2 protein-coding genes and 1 other RNA gene are annotated in these 3,412 nt (G+C 31.7%); all 3 read left to right on the top strand.

The genetic code is table 11. The features are described from left to right. The first annotated feature begins 108 nt into the window (after positions 1-108). Positions 109-2,298 carry a ribonuclease R gene (gene rnr, locus G3997_RS00945; protein ID WP_296646687.1) on the top strand — a complete coding sequence of 730 codons (2,190 nt, stop codon included), beginning with the start codon at positions 109-111 and terminating at the stop codon, positions 2,296-2,298. A 134-nt stretch (positions 2,299-2,432) separates the two neighbouring features. Next, a complete protein-coding gene (gene smpB / locus G3997_RS00950; protein ID WP_071119183.1) occupies positions 2,433-2,888 on the top strand; it encodes an SsrA-binding protein SmpB in 456 nt (151 codons plus the stop codon). 122 nt (positions 2,889-3,010) lie between these two features. Further along, positions 3,011-3,362, top strand: a transfer-messenger RNA (tmRNA) gene (ssrA, locus tag G3997_RS00955). Positions 3,363-3,412 lie beyond the last annotated feature (50 nt).

A 3,412-nucleotide genomic window follows, 5' to 3' on the forward strand; every position in this document is an offset into this window, starting at 1 on the left:
AAATGTTACTTAAATTAAATATTTCATATACTATAGTAACATCAAAATATTAGATTATATAAAAATCAAGTAAATAGAATTTTATCATAATAAATAGGAGGTTAACAAATGTTACCTGGACTTAAAGAAAGTTTATTAGGTTTAATAAACGACCCGGCATACACTCCTTTAAAAAAGGAAGAATTAGCATTAATATTCGATATACATCCAACAGAAATGCCAATGTTTTATAACTTCTTAGAAGAATTAGAAGAGGATGGATATATAGGTAAAACTAAAAAAGGAAAAATAGCTTCACCTAAGTCAATGGGATACTTTGTAGGTAAATTCGTAGCTCATAGAAAAGGATTCGGATTTGTTGAGTCAGACGAAGAATATACACAAGATTTATTTATACCAGCAGCAGACACAAATGGAGCTATGCACAACGATAGAGTTGTAGCAGAAATAACTAAACCTGCAACTGATGAAAGAAGAGCAGAAGGTGCAATAATAAAAATTCTTGAAAGAGAAATAACTAAAGTAGTTGGTGAATTCCAATCAAACAAAACTTTTGGATTTGTAATTGCTGATGAAAAGAAATTCAATCAAGATATATATATACCTAAGAAATACTTCAGTGGGGCAAAAGATGGAGATAAAGTTGTTGTTCAAATAACTATATGGCCACAAGCTGGTAGAAAACCAGAAGGTAAGATAATAGAAGTATTAGGACCAAAAGGTGAAAAAGAAGTAGAAATACTTTCTATAATAAGAGGACACGGACTTCCTGAAGAATTCCCTAAAAAAGTATTAGAAGAAGCTCAACAAGTAGCAGTGCCAATACCACAAGAAGAATATGATAGAAGATTAGATATAAGAGATTTAAATATATTCACTATAGATGGTGAAGATGCAAAAGATTTAGACGACGCTATATCTATAGAAAGATTATCTAATGGAAACTATAAATTAGGTGTACATATTGCTGATGTTACACACTATGTACACGAAAAAAGTAAATTAGATAAAGAAGCTTTAAAAAGAGCAACATCTGTTTACTTAGTAGATACAGTAATCCCAATGTTGCCTAAAACATTATCAAATGGAGTTTGTAGTTTAAATCCTCATGAAGATAAACTTACATTATCAGTATTTATGGAAATAGACAGAAAAGGTAATGTAAAACAATACGATATAAAAGAAACAATAATAAATTCTAAAGCTAGAATGACTTATACTGAAGTATCTAACATATTAGAAAATGATGATGAAGAATTAAAAGCTAAATATTCTCATGTAGCAGAAGACTTTAAAATTGCTGAAGAACTAGCTAAAATATTAATGAATAGAAGAAACCAAAGAGGATCAATAGATTTTGACTTCCCAGAAGCTAAAATAATATTAACTCCAGAAGGTAAAGTTTCTGATATAAAAGAATATGAAAGAAGAATATCTAACAGAATAATAGAAGAGTTCATGCTTATAACAAATGAAACAGTAGCAGAACATTACTTCTGGTTAAATATACCGTTTATTTATAGAATACATGAAACTCCAGCATCTGAAAAAATGCAAGAGTTAAGCAAATTTGTATCTACATTTGGATATAGCATAAAAGGTGACTTAGAAGAAGTTCATCCAAAAGCATTACAATCAATAGTAAATGCTATAAAAGGAAAGAGAGAAGAAGAAGCTATAAGTACAATAATGCTACGTTCATTAAGACAGGCAAGATATTCACCAGAATGTAGCGGACACTTTGGATTAGCTGCACAATATTACAGCCACTTTACTTCTCCAATAAGAAGATATCCTGACCTTCAAATACACAGAATAATGAAGGAACATTTAAATAATAAGATAAATAAGAAAAGACAAGAACAACTTGTAAATATAGTAGACTATGCATCAACTCAATCATCAGAAAGAGAAAGAGCAGCAGAATTAGCTGAAAGGGATGTTAAAGATTACTACAAAGCCGTATACATGGAAGATAAAGTTGGAGAAGAATATGATGGTGTTGTATCAAGTGTAACTTCATTTGGAATATTTATCGAATTACCTAACACTGTTGAAGGATTATCTAGACTTGCAAATATGGGAGACGACTATTATATTTATGACGAAATGACATATACTATAATAGGAGAAAGAACTAGAAAGACATATAAAATAGGTGATCCTGTTAGAATAAGAGTTGATAAAGTAAATGTAGATTTAAGAGAAATAGACTTTAAGATACTTTACAAATTAGAAGATATACAACACCCAGAAAATGAAGACCAAGAACAACCTATGGATAAGATAGAAGAGTAATAGATAGGTGTCGGTTTTTCCGACACCTGCTATACAAATTAGCAATCTTGACTATTTNNNATCTTGACTATTTRATATAAATATGGTATATTTTAACTAAGATATTATATAATTTAAAGTAAGAAGGTGAACGTATGGCAGGAACTAAAACATTAGCTACAAATAGAAAAGCAAGACATGAGTACTTTATAGAAGAAACTTATGAATGTGGTATCGAATTAAAAGGTACAGAAGTAAAATCAATCAGACAAGGGAAAGTAAACTTAACTGATGGATATGCATCTGTAGATAATAGCGAAGTATTTATAAAACAAGTTCATATAAGCCCATACGAGCAAGGAAATAGATTTAATGTTGACCCATTAAGAGTAAGAAAATTATTACTTCATAAACATGAAATAAGAAAGCTTATAGGGGCAACAACTGTTAAAGGATATTCATTAATTCCTTTAAGCATGTATCTTAAAAATGGTAAAGTTAAAGTAGAATTAGCTTTAGCAAAAGGTAAAAAGTTACACGATAAACGTCAAGACTTAGCTAAAAAAGATGCACAAAGAACAATAGAAAGAGAACTTAGAGGAAAGTACTAATTTCTCCACTAAATAACATTTGATTTTAATACAAAAAAGTATTAATATATAGATNNACAACTTAATATAAATGGTGAATAAAAAAGTTTGCGAAAACAGTCCAAGGACTTTAAACTTACCACGGGGGCGTAAAGGTTTCGACGTGGGTTTGGAACTTGGGGCTGCGTGTCGTGTTACTCTGGGTCACGTAAAAACTGGGGAACTTAAAATAAACGCAAACGATAATTACGCTTTAGCAGCTTAATAATGCTGCTCGACCCGCCTCGCCCTCCTGCCGGTTAGGCCTGGTCGTCATTTATGCAGGGTACTACTTTTAGGGTGTCTCGACTAAAAGCGGATCAACTGGGACTGGTCAAACACATAGCCTGCCGCTGGGCGATGTGTGAGACGAGATTTTAATACAGTTGGCTACACACGTAGATGCAACAGGGAAAAGACTTGCGGACAGGGGTTCGACTCCCCTCGTCTCCACCATTGAAATCCACGAAAAGATATTGAYGTTAGTCAATATCTTTTTTATTGAT

The organism is Romboutsia sp. 13368 (assembly GCF_018336475.1).
Lineage (GTDB): Bacteria > Bacillota > Clostridia > Peptostreptococcales > Peptostreptococcaceae > Romboutsia.

Bases quoted from the DNA above. Each gene is read 5' to 3' on its own strand.
- smpB (WP_071119183.1), top strand. From the start codon at position 2,433: ATGGCAGGAACTAAAACATTAGCTACAAATAGAAAAGCAAGACATGAG.
- rnr (WP_296646687.1), top strand. From the start codon at position 109: ATGTTACCTGGACTTAAAGAAAGTTTATTAGGTTTAATAAACGACCCG.